Origin of the sequence: Chryseobacterium gambrini, assembly GCF_900156825.1 — a bacterium.
Classification (GTDB): Bacteria; Bacteroidota; Bacteroidia; order Flavobacteriales; family Weeksellaceae; genus Chryseobacterium; species Chryseobacterium gambrini.
In genome coordinates this window covers 239,997-256,992 of sequence record NZ_FTOV01000003.1, presented here as the reverse complement: position 1 = coordinate 256,992, position 16,996 = coordinate 239,997, and the positions used below count along the sequence as shown (strand labels likewise).

At 37.2% G+C, this 16,996-nt stretch carries 14 protein-coding genes; 7 read left to right on the top strand and 7 right to left on the bottom strand.

Annotation, left to right across the window (positions count from 1 at the left end; all coding sequences use genetic code 11):
* Positions 1-318 precede the first annotated feature (318 nt).
* On the bottom strand, positions 319-2,010 hold the full coding sequence (locus tag BW951_RS07480; RefSeq protein ID WP_076391405.1) for a DUF6909 family protein: 1,692 nt from the start codon (positions 2,008-2,010) through the stop codon (positions 319-321).
* 382 nt (positions 2,011-2,392) lie between these two features.
* Here BW951_RS07480 and BW951_RS07475 point away from each other — a divergent pair, with 382 nt between their 5' ends.
* Positions 2,393-4,588 (top strand): glutamine synthetase III family protein, encoded by a 2,196-nt coding sequence (locus BW951_RS07475; RefSeq protein WP_076391403.1) that lies wholly within the window; start codon positions 2,393-2,395, stop codon positions 4,586-4,588.
* A 443-nt stretch (positions 4,589-5,031) separates the two neighbouring features.
* Complete coding sequence (locus tag BW951_RS07470) at positions 5,032-5,745, top strand: C40 family peptidase (RefSeq protein WP_076391401.1); 714 nt, start codon at positions 5,032-5,034, stop codon at positions 5,743-5,745.
* Between the two features lie 361 nt (positions 5,746-6,106).
* Here BW951_RS07470 and BW951_RS07465 read toward each other — a convergent pair whose 3' ends face one another.
* From BW951_RS07465 to BW951_RS07440, 6 genes are all read right to left on the bottom strand, one after another.
* Positions 6,107-6,685 carry a pentapeptide repeat-containing protein gene (locus tag BW951_RS07465; protein ID WP_076391399.1) on the bottom strand — a complete coding sequence of 193 codons (579 nt, stop codon included), beginning with the start codon at positions 6,683-6,685 and terminating at the stop codon, positions 6,107-6,109.
* Positions 6,686-6,785: 100 nt separating this feature from the next.
* On the bottom strand, positions 6,786-8,015 hold the full coding sequence (rodA, locus tag BW951_RS07460) for a rod shape-determining protein RodA (protein ID WP_076391397.1): 1,230 nt from the start codon (positions 8,013-8,015) through the stop codon (positions 6,786-6,788).
* A complete protein-coding gene (locus BW951_RS07455; RefSeq protein WP_076391395.1) occupies positions 8,012-10,045 on the bottom strand; it encodes a peptidoglycan D,D-transpeptidase FtsI family protein in 2,034 nt (677 codons plus the stop codon). Before BW951_RS07455 ends, rodA begins: the two co-directional genes overlap by 4 nt.
* Positions 10,042-10,548 (bottom strand): rod shape-determining protein MreD, encoded by a 507-nt coding sequence (locus BW951_RS07450; RefSeq protein ID WP_076391393.1) that lies wholly within the window; start codon positions 10,546-10,548, stop codon positions 10,042-10,044. The genes BW951_RS07455 and BW951_RS07450 overlap by 4 nt, the downstream gene beginning before the upstream one ends.
* Positions 10,541-11,395 carry a rod shape-determining protein MreC gene (gene mreC / locus BW951_RS07445; RefSeq protein WP_076391391.1) on the bottom strand — a complete coding sequence of 285 codons (855 nt, stop codon included), beginning with the start codon at positions 11,393-11,395 and terminating at the stop codon, positions 10,541-10,543. The genes BW951_RS07450 and mreC overlap by 8 nt, the downstream gene beginning before the upstream one ends.
* Before the next feature lie 27 nt (positions 11,396-11,422).
* Entirely contained in the window at positions 11,423-12,448 is a 1,026-nt protein-coding gene (locus BW951_RS07440; RefSeq protein ID WP_027381028.1) for a rod shape-determining protein, read from the bottom strand.
* A 394-nt stretch (positions 12,449-12,842) separates the two neighbouring features.
* Here BW951_RS07440 and hemA point away from each other — a divergent pair, with 394 nt between their 5' ends.
* The 5 genes from hemA to BW951_RS07415 are packed head-to-tail and all read left to right on the top strand — an operon-like array spanning position 12,843 to position 16,981.
* The gene (gene hemA / locus BW951_RS07435; protein WP_076391389.1) at positions 12,843-14,117 is read left to right on the top strand and encodes a glutamyl-tRNA reductase; all 1,275 of its coding nucleotides are present in this window, start codon (positions 12,843-12,845) and stop codon (positions 14,115-14,117) included.
* Entirely contained in the window at positions 14,104-15,015 is a 912-nt protein-coding gene (hemC, locus tag BW951_RS07430; RefSeq protein WP_076391387.1) for a hydroxymethylbilane synthase, read from the top strand. Before hemA ends, hemC begins: the two co-directional genes overlap by 14 nt.
* 42 nt (positions 15,016-15,057) lie before the next feature.
* Complete coding sequence (locus BW951_RS07425; RefSeq protein ID WP_076391385.1) at positions 15,058-15,639, top strand: DUF1287 domain-containing protein; 582 nt, start codon at positions 15,058-15,060, stop codon at positions 15,637-15,639.
* Positions 15,639-16,298: a peptidoglycan recognition protein family protein gene (locus BW951_RS07420; RefSeq protein ID WP_076391383.1), complete on the top strand. Its 660-nt coding sequence runs from the start codon at positions 15,639-15,641 to the stop codon at positions 16,296-16,298. Before BW951_RS07425 ends, BW951_RS07420 begins: the two co-directional genes overlap by 1 nt.
* Positions 16,298-16,981 carry a uroporphyrinogen-III synthase gene (locus BW951_RS07415; protein ID WP_076391381.1) on the top strand — a complete coding sequence of 228 codons (684 nt, stop codon included), beginning with the start codon at positions 16,298-16,300 and terminating at the stop codon, positions 16,979-16,981. The genes BW951_RS07420 and BW951_RS07415 overlap by 1 nt, the downstream gene beginning before the upstream one ends.
* Positions 16,982-16,996 lie beyond the last annotated feature (15 nt).

Here is a 16,996-nt window from a genome sequence, read left to right as displayed (position 1 = left end):
TTCGTGCGGCTGAGTTTAGTTTCTTTAAAGCAAATGTTCTTAGACACAAATTCCAAAAATAAAAACCACAATTTTAGGCACAAATAAATTTAGTGAAATTCGTGTGGAAAATTCGCGCGGCTGAGTTTAGTTTCTTTAAAGCAAATGTCTTAAACACAAATTCCACAAATAAAAAACACAATTTTAGGCACAAATAAACTTAGTGAAATTCGTGTGGAAAATTTGCGTCATTCGTGTTTGAATAAACTGAATTCATGTCTCAACAAAAAACCTCAAATGAAAACATCCGAGGTTTATATGTAATTGAAATTAATCAAATTATTTTTTCGCTGAAGATTCTTTCTTTCCGCTTTGTAAGATCTTTTCTAAGATTCTTAAGGTAATAAGATAGGTTGGTTTTACCCCTGTTAATCCTAAACCTCCGGAAGAAAGGGTGCTTCCCGTTTCTAAAGGATTATCGGATGCGTAATAAGCATACATCACAAACAGATCCGGAGAAATATGGTGTCTTATTTTCGACGCCACCTGAATGGCTTTCTGGTAATGCGCACCTTCCATCTCAAGACCGATAGCTTTCCAGGAAGTGTTCATAAAATACGAAAGAATGTCCCTGTTCTGAAGTGAAGTTCCCAAAACAGTAATCATCGGACCTTCGAATGCTTTTAATTCATCGTCTTTAAAATCGTCCAGTTTCAGGGCATTTTCAAACGGATAATTGTCTGCTGTTCCTTCAAAAATATGCGAAGTAGGGATCATGATGTCTCCTTTTCCTCCGGCAAGAATTCCCGCTTTACCCATAATGGAAACAGATTTCACCTTCATCATATACACTTCCCCTTTATGTTCGTAAGGTCTCAGCAATTCGTCCATTATTTCGTAAGCCTGTTCTCCGAATGCATAATCAAAAACCATTACAACATCATCTCCTGCAAATTTAATATCCTGAAAAGGTGTATTTCTGAGATCTGTTTTGCTGAGGTCGATGATCTGTACATCGATATTACTTCCGCTTTTGTCATTAATATAGATCATTCCCTGTTCCAAAGCGTATTTTGAAACCTTATCGCGAAGTTCTTTTTTGTCGGAAATTTCTCCGTACATTTTGTAATCTACTTCTTTATGATCTTTTTTCTTCAATGCTTCGTTGGCATACAGCATATTTTTCACAGAGTGCATATTGGCAGAAATGATGTGAAGCGGTCTCATGTGAAGATTATTTTCAAACAAAACTTCTTTTACTTTATTCGCCCACTTTTCACCAAAATAGTGATGTCCTACTCTTTCCTTTAAGATAGCACTGAAATGAATTTCTCTTTCTCTGGTCTGTTTTGCATCTTCCAGACTTACTTTCGCAAGATTGTAGATGATTTTGAATAAACGGTCAGGATTTTCATCATCTCCGAAAGTATTATAAGCCTTTAAAGTTTCATCAAACGTTCTTCCTATTAAAGAAGACAAATGAATAAGGGCAACTTCTTTTTCTCTTCTGCTGAATTTTTTCTCGCCTTTCACCACTTCTTCAATAATTTTGAAGGCTCTTGTCGGTTTCCAGTTTTCATCCTGAATGAAAGCCAGATTGCGAACTTTATCTGCCTCAATGAATAAAAAGGTAAGGTGGGTAAGAATATCATAAATTTCCGAACGCCCCAAAAGAACTTCAATGTTCATCTGGTGTTCATCGATTCTGTAACAGTTTCTTCTTCTTTTTTTAGGAACGATCGGTTCGAAACTTCCTTTATCAAAACCTTCGTCTGATGTAAGATGAATGAAAGCGCATTCTTCGATTCCTTCTGGAAGTCTGTCTAAAACATACATCAAACCATCGAGTTCCACTTTGCTGGGCATACTCATGGTACCGTAAATTTCCGGATTGATCGTCTTCAACAAACTTCTAATGCTTTCTCCTGAAACTCCGCTCGGCTTGAAAAAACCTCTATAAAACAGGTGTCTCATAGATATGTATAGTCTTTCAATTGCCTCGGTGGTTTCTCTTGCTCTAGAATTTGTCATATATTTAAAATTTTTATAAAAAGTCTGCTAAGTTACGAAAAATATTTTAAATGATATTATTAATTTGCTAACCAGCATTTTAACACAATTGGCGTAACAAACAAAAATTATTTTTCTGTCTTAAAATTAAGATTTTTGAGGTGTTCTTTTTTAAAGTATCAGCAATAAATTTTCTTAATATTAAAAGTTACAGTTTAAAGTTCGATTCACTTTCTCATATATTAATAGGTATAAAAATTTCAATTTGGGAATTCAAGCCCCTTTAAAAACTCATGACATTTTAAAATTATATTAAATTTCAAAAACACCCCTTAAATTTTTAGGGTAAAATATTTTTCAATTCAATTTTTTTGTAAATTTGCCCCGTAAAAATCAACCTAATATGTCAACTTTAAGATTCAAAGCGTTAGAAACTTTACCATTCAAGGACTTCAGAAGAGATAATTCTGTAGAAGTTCCCGTGAAATTATCAGAATTATTCTGTCAGAATGTTTTCTCAGAAGAAACGATGAGAGAATATTTAACGAAAGAAGCATTCCAGTCTATTATGGATGCGGTAAAAAAAGGAAGCAAAATCCAGAGACACATTGCAGATCAGGTTGCGGTAGCCATGAAAGACTGGGCAATGAGCAAAGGTGTAACACACTACACACACTGGTTTCAGCCTTTAACAGGTTCTACAGCAGAAAAGCACGATTCATTCTTCACACCAATTGAAGGTGGAAGAGCGATTGAAAGATTCAGCGGAAATTTACTGATCCAGCAGGAACCGGATGCATCTTCTTTCCCGAATGGAGGTATCAGAAACACTTTTGAAGCAAGAGGTTATACCGCATGGGATCCTACATCTCCTGCGTTCATCATGGGAACTACTTTATGTATTCCTTCGATCTTCATTTCTTACACAGGAGAAACTTTAGATTATAAAGCACCTCTTTTAAGAGCATTGAACGCGGTAGACGAAGCTGCAACCAATGTAATGCAGTATTTCGACAAAAATGTAACGAAAGTAACCCCAACTTTAGGTTGGGAGCAGGAATATTTCTTAGTAGATTCTGCATTATATCAGTCTCGTCCTGATTTGGTTTTAACAGGTAAAACTTTATTAGGACATTCTCCTGCAAAAGGACAGCAGTTGGACGACCACTATTTCGGTTCAATTCCTACAAGAGTCATGAATTTCATGAAAGAACTGGAAATCGAATGTATGAAATTGGGAATCCCTGTAACAACGAGACACAACGAGGTAGCTCCGAATCAATTCGAGCTTGCTCCGATGTTTGAAGAAGTAAACGTTGCTGTTGACCACAACTCTTTGTTGATGGACGTTATGGCAAGAATCGCTCACAGACATCATTTCCATATTTTGTTCCACGAAAAGCCTTTCGCTGGCGTAAACGGAAGCGGAAAGCACAACAACTGGTCTTTAGCAACCGATACAGGTGAAAACCTTTTAAGCCCTGGAAAAAATCCTAAGAAAAACTTACAGTTCTTAACGTTCTTCGTCAACACAATTAAAGCAGTTCACGAATATGCAGATCTTTTAAGAGCAAGTATTGCTTCTGCAAGCAACGACCACAGATTGGGTGCAAACGAGGCTCCGCCAGCAATTATTTCCGTATTCATCGGAAGCCAGTTGTTCAGAGTTTTGGAAGAGCTTGAAAAAGTAACGGAAGGAAAACTTTCTCCGGACGAAAAAACAGATTTAAAACTAAATGTAGTTGGAAAAATCCCTGAAATCCTGTTGGATAACACAGACAGAAACAGAACTTCTCCATTTGCATTTACAGGAAATAAATTCGAGATCAGAGCGGTAGGTTCTTCTGCAAACTGTGCAGAATCTATGACGGTAATGAACACGATTGCTGCAAAACAATTAAACGACTTCAAGAAAGAAGTAGATGCTTTAATTGAAACAGGTCTTAAGAAAGATGAAGCAATCTTCAATGTATTAAGAGAATACATCAAGCAGTGTAAAAACATCATGTTTGAAGGAGACGGATATTCTGATGACTGGGCTAAAGAAGCGGAAAAGAGAGGTTTAAACAACTTAAAAACAACTCCGGAAGCTCTTAAGCAGGAAATGGATGAGAAATTTTTAGCGCTTTACGAAGAGATGGGAATTTTCACGCACAGAGAAGTTGAAGCAAGAAACGAAATCAAATTAGAAAAATATTCTACGGTTATTGATATCGAAGCAAGAGTGTTAAGTGACATCGCAAGAAACCACATTATCCCTTCCGCGTTAAATTATCAGAACAGACTGATCGAGAACGTAAAAGGGTTAAAAGAAATCTTCGGAGACAAAGAATTCAAGTCTTTGGCAAAAGAACAAATGAGCTTAATTACAAGCATTTCCGAGAATGTTTCTAAAATTAAAGTAGGCGTTGAAGATCTTATTAAAGCAAGAGAAGCGGCAAAAGCAGTTACCGAGAGCCAAAAACAGGCTGAAGAATACTGTAATAAAGTAAAACCTTTATTCGACACCATCAGAGATGCATCAGACGATCTTGAAATGATGGTAGACGATGAGCTTTGGCCAATGACGAAATACAGAGAAATGTTATTTACAAAGTAACATTTGTAAAGTTCCATATTAGTGAAACTCTCCGATTGATCGGGGAGTTTTTTTTATGAGCTATGAATGCTTTGTTAAAACGAAAACAACAGCGGTAATAAAAGCATTAAAAAGAAGAGTTAAAAATCTGAAACTGCCGAAAAACCAATCATTTATTAACAAAATTTATAATGGGGTATTTTGAATTAATTTGATTGCCTATCCTTCATTTTACAATAATCCGCAATAATTTTGTTAAAGAATCTTAATAAAAAAAACCGCACACCTACCCAAAACAGGCGGTTGCGGTTTATTTTTTTTTAACATACGTAAAAATTATGTTAAAATGTGTTAAATAAAGAACCTGACAATTGTCATATCGGGGCTCTTTTACTTGGATTCTATATTTTTGTATTGCTTTTGAAAATATACTATCCTTTTTTTAACACGGTAATCAAATATATATGAAGAAAAGAGTTTTGTTTTATCTAGTTGCTTTCGTCTCTACTGTATCGTTACAATCGTGTGTTACAAACTACGTAGTTTCAAAACCAGCAACTTACGCTAAAGAATACAAAACAGATGCCAAACTTGCCTCTCTTGAAACAAACAAAATGGAGCAGGATAAGCAGAAATTAATCAACTCATTTCTTGCAGAAAAGGCAGCTACTTTAGCCAACGCAAAAAATTCTATCAAAAATTCTGAGATTGCAAAAGCAATCAAACATAACGCAACAATCGATAACATCTTAAACGAAGCACAGACTTATCTTGGAACGCCTTACCGTTACGGAGGAATGACAAGAAACGGGATTGACTGTTCAGCTTTTGTACTTTCAGTTTTCGGTGCTGCAGCAGGTCTTAGCTTACCAAGAGTAGCAGCTTCGCAGTCTGAAGAAGGTGAAAGAATCGAGAAAGAAAACCTTCAGAAAGGAGATTTGATTTTCTTTTCTCACGGAAGAAGAATTTCTCACGTAGGAATCGTAGAAAGCGTAACAGAAGACGGAGAAGTGAAGTTTATTCACGCCGCAACTTCAAAAGGAGTCATGATTTCTTCATTAAATGATTCTTATTGGGGTCCAAAATACAGATTCGGAAAGAGAATCATCAACGAAAACGGAGAAGCTTACAATAATCTTGCAACAACAACTCCGGCAGCAAACGCAGCAAGTTTTTAATTTTAAATAATTGATTTAAATAATGAAACCATCAAGATTTTGATGGTTTTTTTATTGTTTAGTTTCTAACTACCCCGTCTTTTGCTTCGCAAAATCCACCTCTTCAGAGAAGGGGAATTGCTTTTTTCTAATACTAAGAAGATAAAAGTTTCAGAGAATATTTTCACCTGTAAAAACTTTGAGATTGAGCTTAGATCAATTCTCAAATTTACTCTGATATTGAACTCCTGCGGAGTTCTGATTCTGCATTCTTCATTTATGCTACACAGATACAATTCCTACGGAATATTTATGTACAGAAAATCCAAACATAAAATGGTATTAGACAGCAAACGATCAACGATTAACCATCAACAGTAACCTATCCGTTTTTATCAATTTCAATATCGAACTGATGAAGAAGACCATGAATTTCAGAAAGCGAAAATTTAGCCTTTTTAAGCCTGTTTGAAGCCGGATTGATGGAATAGCTGAACGATGTACGGAAATCCGCTTTTTCGAGGTTGGTTTGGTCAAAAACAGCTCCTGAGAGATCGCATCCGGAAAATACTGCGTTCGATAAATCACATTCGGAAAAATCAACCTCAATTAATTTTGAATTTCTGAATAGTGTTTTTTTAATTGATGTTTTATAAAATATGGAATTGTTGAGAAGACAGCTTTCAAATGTAAACGATAATCCGAATTCGTTGCAGTCGTTAAAATGCAGTCCGAACATTTTACACTCTTTAAAAACCACCTTGCGAAAAGCTGTTGAAACCAGATTCATCATGCTGAGGTTGCAACCAATAAATTCGCAGTCGTTAAAATTATAGCCTGAAAGATTGGCGTATTCTAAATTACAGTTTTGGAAAGTACAGTTTTCGTATTCGCCTTTGTCTAAAGGCTGCGTGAAATTTCTGTTCTCGAAATGCTGATCTGAAAAATAGGATTCTTTCATAAACTTTGTTGAGAGTTATTTTATTTCGCGAATTTAGAAGATTCAAGTATGAAAATTAAAACATAGCATTTTAAACTTCCATCTTCTATCCTCCAGCTTTTTAAACCAGACTATTCTTATCCGAATAATTTAATTTAAAGAAAATAAAAGTCATCATTGAGAACGCCAGTAAAGAACTTCCTCCATAACTGAAATACGGCAACGGAATACCAACGGTTGGGAATAGCCCCATTACCATTCCTAAATTGATGGTAAAGTGCATTAAAAGAATCGAGGCAAAGCAATATCCGAAAACGCGGTTAAAGCCCGATTTCTGCTGCTCGGCGAGATAATAAATCCTTCCGATGTACACCATATAACAGAGAATAAGAACGGCGCTTCCAACGAATCCCCACTCTTCACCTACGGTACAAAAAATATAGTCGGTTTCCTGCTCCGGAACAAATTTCCCCTGCGTAACGGAACCTTCACGGTATCCTTTTCCCCAAAGTCCTCCGGAACCGATAGCCGTTTTAGAATACAACAAATTATATCCGGAAGTATCCCTGAATGCTTTTTCACCTTTAAAAAGAACCTCAATTCTTTCTCTCTGGTGTTTCGGCAGTTTTTCTAAAATATAAGGCGCACCGAAAGCCAGACCACATAAAAGCAGCACCGAACCCGCAATACTTGAGATGGAAATAATATTCCACGACATTTTGTAATAATTCATTGCAATGTACCCTCCGATAATCAGGATGATGGTAATCGCAACCCAGATCGGATCTATCGCCAAAGAGACGAGGAAAACCCCTGCAAAAAGAAATCCTACTCCAAACAGAACTCCGCTCAATCCTTCACGATACAAGGCAATAAAAAAGGCGATAAAAACCAACATGGAACCTACATCGGGAATGGCGAGAACCACAACAGCCGGAATTCCGACAATAGCCAAAGTGGTTAGTAATGACTTTCTGTTTTTCAGATTAAATTCCGGTCCGGAAACATAATTTGCGAGCATTAAAGCCGTTCCAATTTTTGCAAACTCAACAGGCTGCATGGTAAAACTTCCGAATTTATACCAGTTTTTCTGCCCGAGAATTTCTTTTCCAAAAGGAAAAAGCCCGATCAGCAGTAAAACACCTCCAATGTAAATAATTCCTGACATATTTTCGAAGAACTTGCTTCGTCCCACGAAAATCACCAATCCGACGAACAGGGAAATGCAGAAGAAAATAAGCTGTTTTTCTCCTAACTTTTGGTCTACACTATAAATATTTGCGATGGCAAAAGCACAAAGCAGGAAATATAAGCCAAGACCTAATTTATCTATTCCTTCTGCCCATTTCATTGTTTAGCAGGTTTTGTTTTATTATTTTTCGTTTCGATGTCTATCTGTTTCTGCAGTTTTGCTTTCTGCTCTTTTACAAATTTCAGGCTGTCCTGTATTCTTTTCTGCTTGAGAGAATCTACCGGTTCTTTGTACAATCCTTTACGCTTCAGATCCGCAATCCACTGTCTTTTATATTCAGGCATAAAGCTTGAGGAAGTCATTTTTTTGTAGAGATTTTCACGCTTCAGATCACCTGTAATAAATTTTTCGGCGATTACCGTTGAGGCTGGACCTGCCCAAGTCGCTCCAAATCCGGCGTGTTCCATTACCGCTGCAACCACAATCTTAGGTTTATCAGCCGGAGCAATCAAAACAAAAATGGAATTATCTTTTCCCTGCGGAACCTGTGCGGTTCCCGTTTTTGCCAACTGGGTAAAATCGTTGGATTTTAAGCCATGTGCCGTACCTCTCAAAACTACGGCTTCCATTCCTTTCAGCACCGGTTCAAAATGTTTTTTATCAACCAAAGTCTGATGCTTCTTTTTAAATCTCGGATCCGGATTGGGTTTTCCGTCGATCGATTTTACGATATGCGGAGTGTAATACCATCCTTTATTGGCGATTGCTGCCACATAATTGGCAAGCTGAAGCGGAGTAACCAATACATCACCCTGTCCCATTCCGTTGAAAACAGCTCCTGTTGCCAAAGGATCCCAGTTTTTAGGATCTTTTTTAGAACCGCTTGCTTTATAAATGGAAGCCATTCTTTTTTCGTAAAATTCTCCGGTTGGAATTCTTCCTTTTGCACCTACTGCAAAATCATTGTTCAAAAACTCCCCTACTCCGAAGCTGCTCATGATCTTTTTCCATTCGTCAACCCCTTTCGAAGGATTTCCGGGATATTTATTAACGATCGCCAAATACGCGTAGGAAAAGTAACAGTTACTGGAAACCTGAATAGCAGGAATTAACGGATCTGCTCCACCGTGACCTTTAATTCTCAAACCTCTGTAATTAAATCCGCCTCCACAAGGAAACACTGTATTTTCGTCCATCACGCCCATCTGCATCGCAGATAAAGCAGTTAACAATTTAAATGTGGAACCGGGAGGATAAGCTGCCTGTAAAGACCGGTCGAAGGTCGGTTTGTTCTCGTAGATTGTATCTTTGGATAAAGCGTAGAGGTTTTTAGATTTATTCGGTCCTGTAAAAAGATTCGGATCGATATCCGGTCCGGTTGCTGCAACCAGAACTTCTCCGTTATTGGGATCAATCGCTACAATGGCACCGTGCTTATTAACAAGCATTTCTTCAGCGATTCTCTGCAGATCGTAATCAATGGTAAGCGTAATGTCTTTTCCTGTGATGACGTCTTTGTCTAAAGATCCGTTTTTGTAAGGTCCTACATTTCTCAGTTTGATGTCCTTCTGAATGTATTTCATTCCCTTCACTCCGCGAAGATCCTTTTCGTAAGCTTTTTCAACTCCTGTTTTTCCGATGAAATCGCCCGGTAAGTAATAAGCAGAGTCTTTTTTAATCTCCCTTTCGTTAACTTCACTGGTATATCCCAAAAGATTTCCCGACGTAGAAACTTCATATTGTCGCTGAGGTCTTGAAACAATACTGAAAGCGGGATATTTGAATATAATTTCCTGAACTCTCGCAATGTCTTCACGACTTAGATTTTTCATGAAGGTCATGGGAGTCAGCTTGGAATAATATTTTTCTTTTTTAATATTTTCGATGGTTCTGACGAAATCATTTTTCGAAATCTTCATCAGGTTGCAGAATCCTACGGTATCAAAATCAGGACGCATTAAAGCCTGAGTGAAGGAAATTTCGTAGGCAGGCTGGTTTCCCACCAGAATTTTGCCGTTGCGGTCAAAAATGACTCCTCTTTGCGGAATAACGTATTCAATTTTAATGGAAGTATTCGCTGCATTTAAAGCATAACGATCCGTAAACAACTGTAAATAAGCAATTCTCGCCACAAAAATCAGAGCGATAACGATAAGAACGGAAAAGATTTTTAAATAACGTGTGTTCAAACTTTTTGTTTGATTTTAAAGATTAATGCGTAAATAACTATAAATATAAACGAAATTAAACTAGTTACCAATACATTAAGCAATATTTCAAAAAATCTGCTCAACTTGAAGAATTCAATGTACTGTACTAAAAGCTGATGCAAAAAGATACTTGAAAATAAAAACAGTAAAAACTGCGCCCACTGCAGGGACTGAAAAGAGAAAAAATCTGTGGAAGTATCTGTAGAAGTTCTGAAAATCAATGTTCTGAAATAAGCAATCAAAGTGGTTGCAAAGGCATTCATTCCCCAGGTTCCGAGAAATGCATCTACGGAAAGTCCGATGAGAAAACTTAGTGCTAAAAACTGAAATTTATTTCTGAAAAAAGGATAAAACATTACGAATACCGGATAGAGCACCGGAGTGTACTTTCCGAAAATGGTGATCCTGTTCAGTACAAAAACCTGTAATGCAACCAGAAAAATCATAATCAATATATCCGTAAATAATGTTCTGCTAATCATTTTCCTTTTTTATTACAGCCTGCATGGTATCCTGAATCTTCTGAACTTCAGCTTTCTTGAGGTTTTTCACCACATAAACTTTGCTTAAAGCTCCCATTTTTTCACTTAGTTCCACAGAAATATCCCAGAATCCGGTTTTATTATCCACAGAATATCCTGCAATGGTTCCGATCTGTACGCCTTTAGGGAAAATCGCTGATTTTCCGTCGGTAACCACAGTATCGCCAATTTTCAGGGCAACATATTTTGGAATATCCGCCAAATGCATTACTCTGGAGTTGTCTCCGTTCCATGTTAAAGTTCCGAAATATCCTGAGTTTTTTAAAGCAGCATTGATTCTGATTTTATTAACACTTAAAACCGACTGAACCAAAGCATAGCTGTCTGTAGAATTAATAACGATTCCGGCAATCCCTTTCGGAGCCATCACGCCCATTTGCGGAAAAACACCGTCTCTCCTGCCTCTATTGATGGTAAAGTAGTTATTTCTTCTGTTGATGCTGTTGAAAACAATCTCTCCGTCTACAAAAGTATAGATTTGTCCGCCTCCGATGGTATCATGAACTTTTCTGAACATTGGATTTTTCGCCCCCTGTTTTCCATAAAGTTCTACCATCAAGGCTTTATTTTGTGCCACAAGATCTTCGTTGATCTGTTTCAGCTTAAGATACGAAACTCCTTCATCGATATATCCCGAAACCCAAGAATTGAAAGCAGCAGACTGCCCTGCAATCCATGATTGCTGCATGGCGTTTTTAGAGAATATCAGAACAAGAGCAATGATTTGCAGAAATATAAAGAAGACAAATAACGCATTCTTTGAAAATAATCTCAGCAAAAATCCCATTCAGATGTGTTTCGTAAAAAGTTAGAATTATTTAATTAAGAAATTGAATTTATCCATATTCTTAAGTGCAATACCTGTTCCGCGAACAACCGCTCTCAACGGATCTTCTGCTACAAATACAGGAAGACCTGTCTTTTTATGCAATCTGTCTGCAAGACCTCTTAATAATGCACCGCCACCGGCAAGATAAATTCCTGTCTTATAAATATCTGCCGCCAATTCCGGAGGAGTAAGAGAAAGTGTTTCCATTACCGCATCTTCAATTCTGATGATCGATTTGTCCAATGCTCTTGCAATCTCTTTATAACCCACCATAATTTCTTTTGGCTTTCCTGTAATAAGGTCTCTTCCCTGTACCGGAATATCTTCGATATCTACGTCTAGGTCTTCAACGGCAGAACCAACTTCGATTTTAATTCTCTCCGCTGTTCTTTCTCCGATATATAAGTTGTGATGCGTTCTTAAGTAATACGCGATGTCATTCGTAAATACATCTCCCGCAATTTTTACAGATTTATCGCAAACGATACCTCCTAAAGCTACAACAGCAATTTCTGTAGTACCGCCACCTATATCGATGATCATGTTTCCTTCAGGTTTCTGTACGTCGATTCCAACCCCTATTGCTGCAGCCATCGGCTCATAAATCAAACGAACTTCTTTAGCGTTTACTTTCTGGGCAGAATCTCTTACCGCTCTTTTTTCAACCTCCGTAATTCCGGAAGGAATACAGATTACGATTCTTAATGCGGGCTGAATAAATTTCCCTTTAATTCCCGGAATTTTTTTGATAAATTCCTTAATCATGTGTTCAGAAGCATGGAAATCGGCAATTACCCCGTCTTTCAACGGACGGATTGTTTTGATGTCCTCATGAGTTTTCCCCTGCATGTGTTTCGCCTGTTCACCCACGGCAATCGGCCTGCCTGTCGAACGCTCGATCGCGACAATAGACGGCTGGTCTATAACAATTTTATTATTATGGATGATAAGGGTGTTGGCAGTACCAAGGTCTATCGCAATTTCTTGCGTAAACATATCGAATAAACTCATACTTTTACTTCTGATTTTTTAAAGAGTTACAAAGATATAAATTTAAGACTACCAAAGAAATTCCGCGGGCATATAATTTGGTTAAATTTTTATTAAAATTTGTAATCGGCTATTAACTTTTGCTCTAAGCATTTACATAATTTATTTTAAGCTGGATTTAAGATAAACACAGGCGTAATGCAGGTAAAACGGCAGTCCTTAACTTCTTCTTTTTTGTGAAATATCTTTACGGAGTATCCAAATGATGAAAATTTATCTTTTTTAAAAAATAATTTTAACGTTTATTAACAACAAGACATCCTATTTTACCATCTCCGAAATAGTTTTTTACGATAATTATCATATACATTTTCAGAAAGTGGTTTGCTAAAAAAAACGTAAATTTGCCACGCTTATGTTACAATATTCAAACATACATCAGACGTCTAATTTTGCTGTGCTTTCCGTTAGTTTCGAAAAAGCTGACGCAGAAACAAGAGGTAAATTTGCATTTTTTGATGAAAACATTAAGAATTTCGTTACCCGGATCCATAATGAAGATTTAGGGGATTCATTTGTCGTTTCGACTTGTAACAGAACCGAAATTTATACCACTTCTCCTAACTATCTTCTTGTTGCTGAAGAATACTGCAAAACAATCGGGGTTAATCTGATGGATTTTCTTCAGTTTGCAAATATTTTAACGAAAGAAGAAGCTTTAATCCACCTTTTCAGAGTCGCAGCCGGACTGGAAAGCCAGATTATCGGAGATTTTGAGATCATCGGACAGATTAAAAAAGCCTACAACCGTTTCAAAAAAGAAAGACAGAACTCTAATCCTTATCTCGAAAGAGCCATCAATTCCGCCATTCAGATTTCGAAAAGAATAAAAAACGAAACCGGAATTTCCAACGGAGCTGCTTCTGTTTCTTATGCGGCGGTTCATTACATTTTAAACAGCCAGAAAAGAATTACCGAAAAAAATATTCTTCTGCTTGGTGTAGGAGAAATCGGGCAGAATACGGTCGAAAATCTGGTAAAACACGTTTACCAGCCCAAAATAAAAATCGCCAACAGAACTCAGGAAACGGCAGCTAAGATATCCGAGAAGTACAATATTCCGCATATTGATTACGCCGATTTTGATAAAGAATTGGGCAATACAGATATTCTTATCGTTGCTACCGGCGCAAGACATCCCATCGTGAACAGGTCTCATTTCCCGAACGGAAAAGAAACTTTGGTAATCGATTTATCCATCCCGAATAATGTGGATAAAAACGTAAAGGAGAATGAAAATGTAACGCTGATTGACGTGGATGAACTTTCCAAACAGATTCAGGAGACCATTCAGCAGAGAGAAAAAGAGATCCCGAAAGCCGAAAAAATCATCAAGGAAATGACGAAAGACTTCCTTGAGTGGGAAAAAAAGAGAAAACTGGCGCCCAATATTCATCATTTCAAAGCGGTTCTTAAGAATATGGAACGCAATGAAATGCATAATTTTTACAAAAAAAATAAATACATAAACATCACGGATATGGAACTTTCTGATAAAATGATCCAGAAAATCACCAACCGTTTTGCAAAATATATCATCGATAATCCTTTAAAAGCCGAAGAAATTAGTAAATTAATGCACGAAATATTAGTTGAACAACCAAACAACGAATTCAATGAAAAGCATTAGAATCGGAACCAGAAATTCTGCACTGGCACTTTGGCAGGCGAGAGAAGTTGCGAGGCATCTTCAGAACAACAATTATTTAACGGAAATCGTTCCTATTGTCTCTTCAGGCGATAAAAACCTTACACAGCCTCTTTATTCATTAGGAATTACAGGCGTTTTCACCAGAGATCTTGATGCTGCCTTATTAAATGACGAAATTGATATTGCCGTACATTCTTTAAAGGATGTTCCTACAAAACTTCCCGAAAACCTTGAGATCGTTTCTTATCTGGAAAGAGATTTTCCGCAGGATGTTTTGATTCGAAAGGAATCTGCAAAAAACAAAGAACTTCACGAGCTTAAACTGGCAACCAGCAGTTTAAGAAGAAGAGCATTCTGGCTGAAAAACTTCCCCAATGCTGAATTTTCGGACATTCGTGGAAATATTCAGACAAGGCTTCAAAAACTGGAAGAAGGAGATTTTGATGCGACCATTCTGTCTCTGGCAGGAATTAAGAGAATGAAAATGGACATTGATTATGAAATGATTCCGTTTTTAATTCCGGCTCCTTCGCAGGGAGTGATTGCTGTCGCAGGACATTCAGACAAAACTGAAATCAATGAAATCATCAGACAGTTTACCAATCATAAAAATACGCAGATCTGTGTGGAAATGGAAAGAAATTTCCTGAGCACGCTTGAAGGAGGCTGTACCGCACCTATCGGAGCATTTGCAGAACTTTTTGAAGACCAGATCCGTTTCAAGGCAGCGCTTTGTTCTCTGGATGGAAAGAATAGCATCGCAACCGATGAAAGCTTCATATATAATAATGAAGAAAATTTCGGGGAAAAATTTGCAAAAACTGTTCTTGAAAACGGCGGAAAAGAATTGATGGCGGAAATTAAAAGCCAGATCTAAAATTCACTTTTTACATTTTAACTTTTAAGGTTCCGGATTTCTATGAAGAAATATTTCTCAATATTTATTGTAGTTCTTTGCGTGTTTTTTGGAAAAGCACAGAATCAGTTTGCCCAAAAACTGTCTGATGCAGCTTTAAGCTTAACAAAAGACAGAGTAACTTACGATCCTGCTTATTTTAACATCAAATATCCGAACGGAGACGTTCCTGCGGACAAAGGCGTTTGTACCGATGTTGTGATCAGAGCTTACCGAAAACTGGGGATTGATCTTCAGAAAGAAGTGCATGAAGATATGGCGAAAAATTTTTCTAAATATCCTAAAAAATGGGGACTGAAAAAGCCCGACACGAATATCGACCACCGCAGAGTTCCCAACCTGAGAGTGTTCTTTGCCAAATTTGGAAAATCAAAATCCATTGAAACCAAACCTGAATTATATGTTCCCGGAGATATTGTAACCTGGGATCTTCCGGGAAATTTAACGCACATCGGAATTGTAGTGAACAGAAAATCGGCGGACGGGAAAAGGTATCTAATTGTACACAATATCGGAGGCGGACAGGTTTTGGAAGATTGTTTGTTTAAGTTTACCATTACAGGACATTATCAATATCAGAAATAATGACGAGAAATGTAATCTGCTTATTGGTTTTTATGTTGATGGGTTTTGCATCAGCTCAAAAAAACGAACTGAAAATCATCAATAAGCCTATCAATTATTCTGAAGAAAGAGTTCGTTTAAGTTTAGAATATCTGAAAGAGCATCATGGTCTGGTTCAGAAAACACCAACGATTGTTCCGAAAATGATCGTTCTTCATTATACAGCGGGCGGAAATGTGGAAAGCAATTTTAAATATTTCAATAAAACGCATCTTGAAAACGCAAGAAATACCCTGAAAAGGCAAAGTACGCTGAATGTTTCTTCACAATTCATCATTGACAGAGACGGAACGGTTTACCAGTTGATGGAACCGAATCAGTTTGCCAGACACACGATTGGCTTGAATTACTGCGCCATCGGAATTGAAAATATCGGAAGTAAAAAAGAACCGCTTACGGACAAACAGGTTTCCGCGAATGCACAACTGATACGGTATTTAACCCAAAAATATAAAATAGAATACCTCATCGGACATTCGGAATACGGAATCTTCAGAAATTCAAAACTCTGGAGAGAATCTGATCCGAATTATTTCACAGGAAAAGAAGATCCGGGAAAGGATTTTATGAACAAAGTAAGGCTTCAGACTGCCGATTTACATTTAAAAGACCAACCGTAATGAATATTTTATTTACCAAAAACCTAGATCCGGCGATTGTAACCAAAGAATTGGGAGACGATGTTTCGTTTGACTGTGTTGAGGTAATTAAAACAAGTTCTATAAACACTGATGCTTTTGATCTTAAAGATTATTCATTGATTTTTACCAGCGCAAAAGGAGTAAGTTCATTTTTTAAAAACGGATTTAAACCTAACGAAGATTTTACGGCGAAAAACTACAATAAAATCTACTGCGTCGGTGAAAAGACGAAAAAAGAGCTGAGAAAAAACGGATTCGGAACGTTTAAAGTACTGAAAAACGCGGAAGAACTTTCACGGTTTATTATTATGCACTGTCAGCAGGAAAAATTTCTTCATTTCTGTGGAAATATCGCATTAGACGTGCTTGACAAAAATCTTCCCCTTCAAAACATCAGCTACAGAAAAATAACGGTGTACAATACGGAGGAAATCAATCCGTTGATAAATGAAAAATATCATGCCGCAGTGTTTTTTAGTCCGAGCGGAGTTCGTAGTTTTGCAAATCGAAATTCTTTTGGGGATATGATTCTGGTTTCCATTGGAGAAACTACTGCCAATGAACTCAGAAAGCATACTTCAAAGCCTGTTTTGGTTTCGGAAGGAAGCACATTACTTTCTGTTCTGAAGCTGATCCGAAAAGAGATTTTAAATAAAAATTGATATTTTAATTGTCAT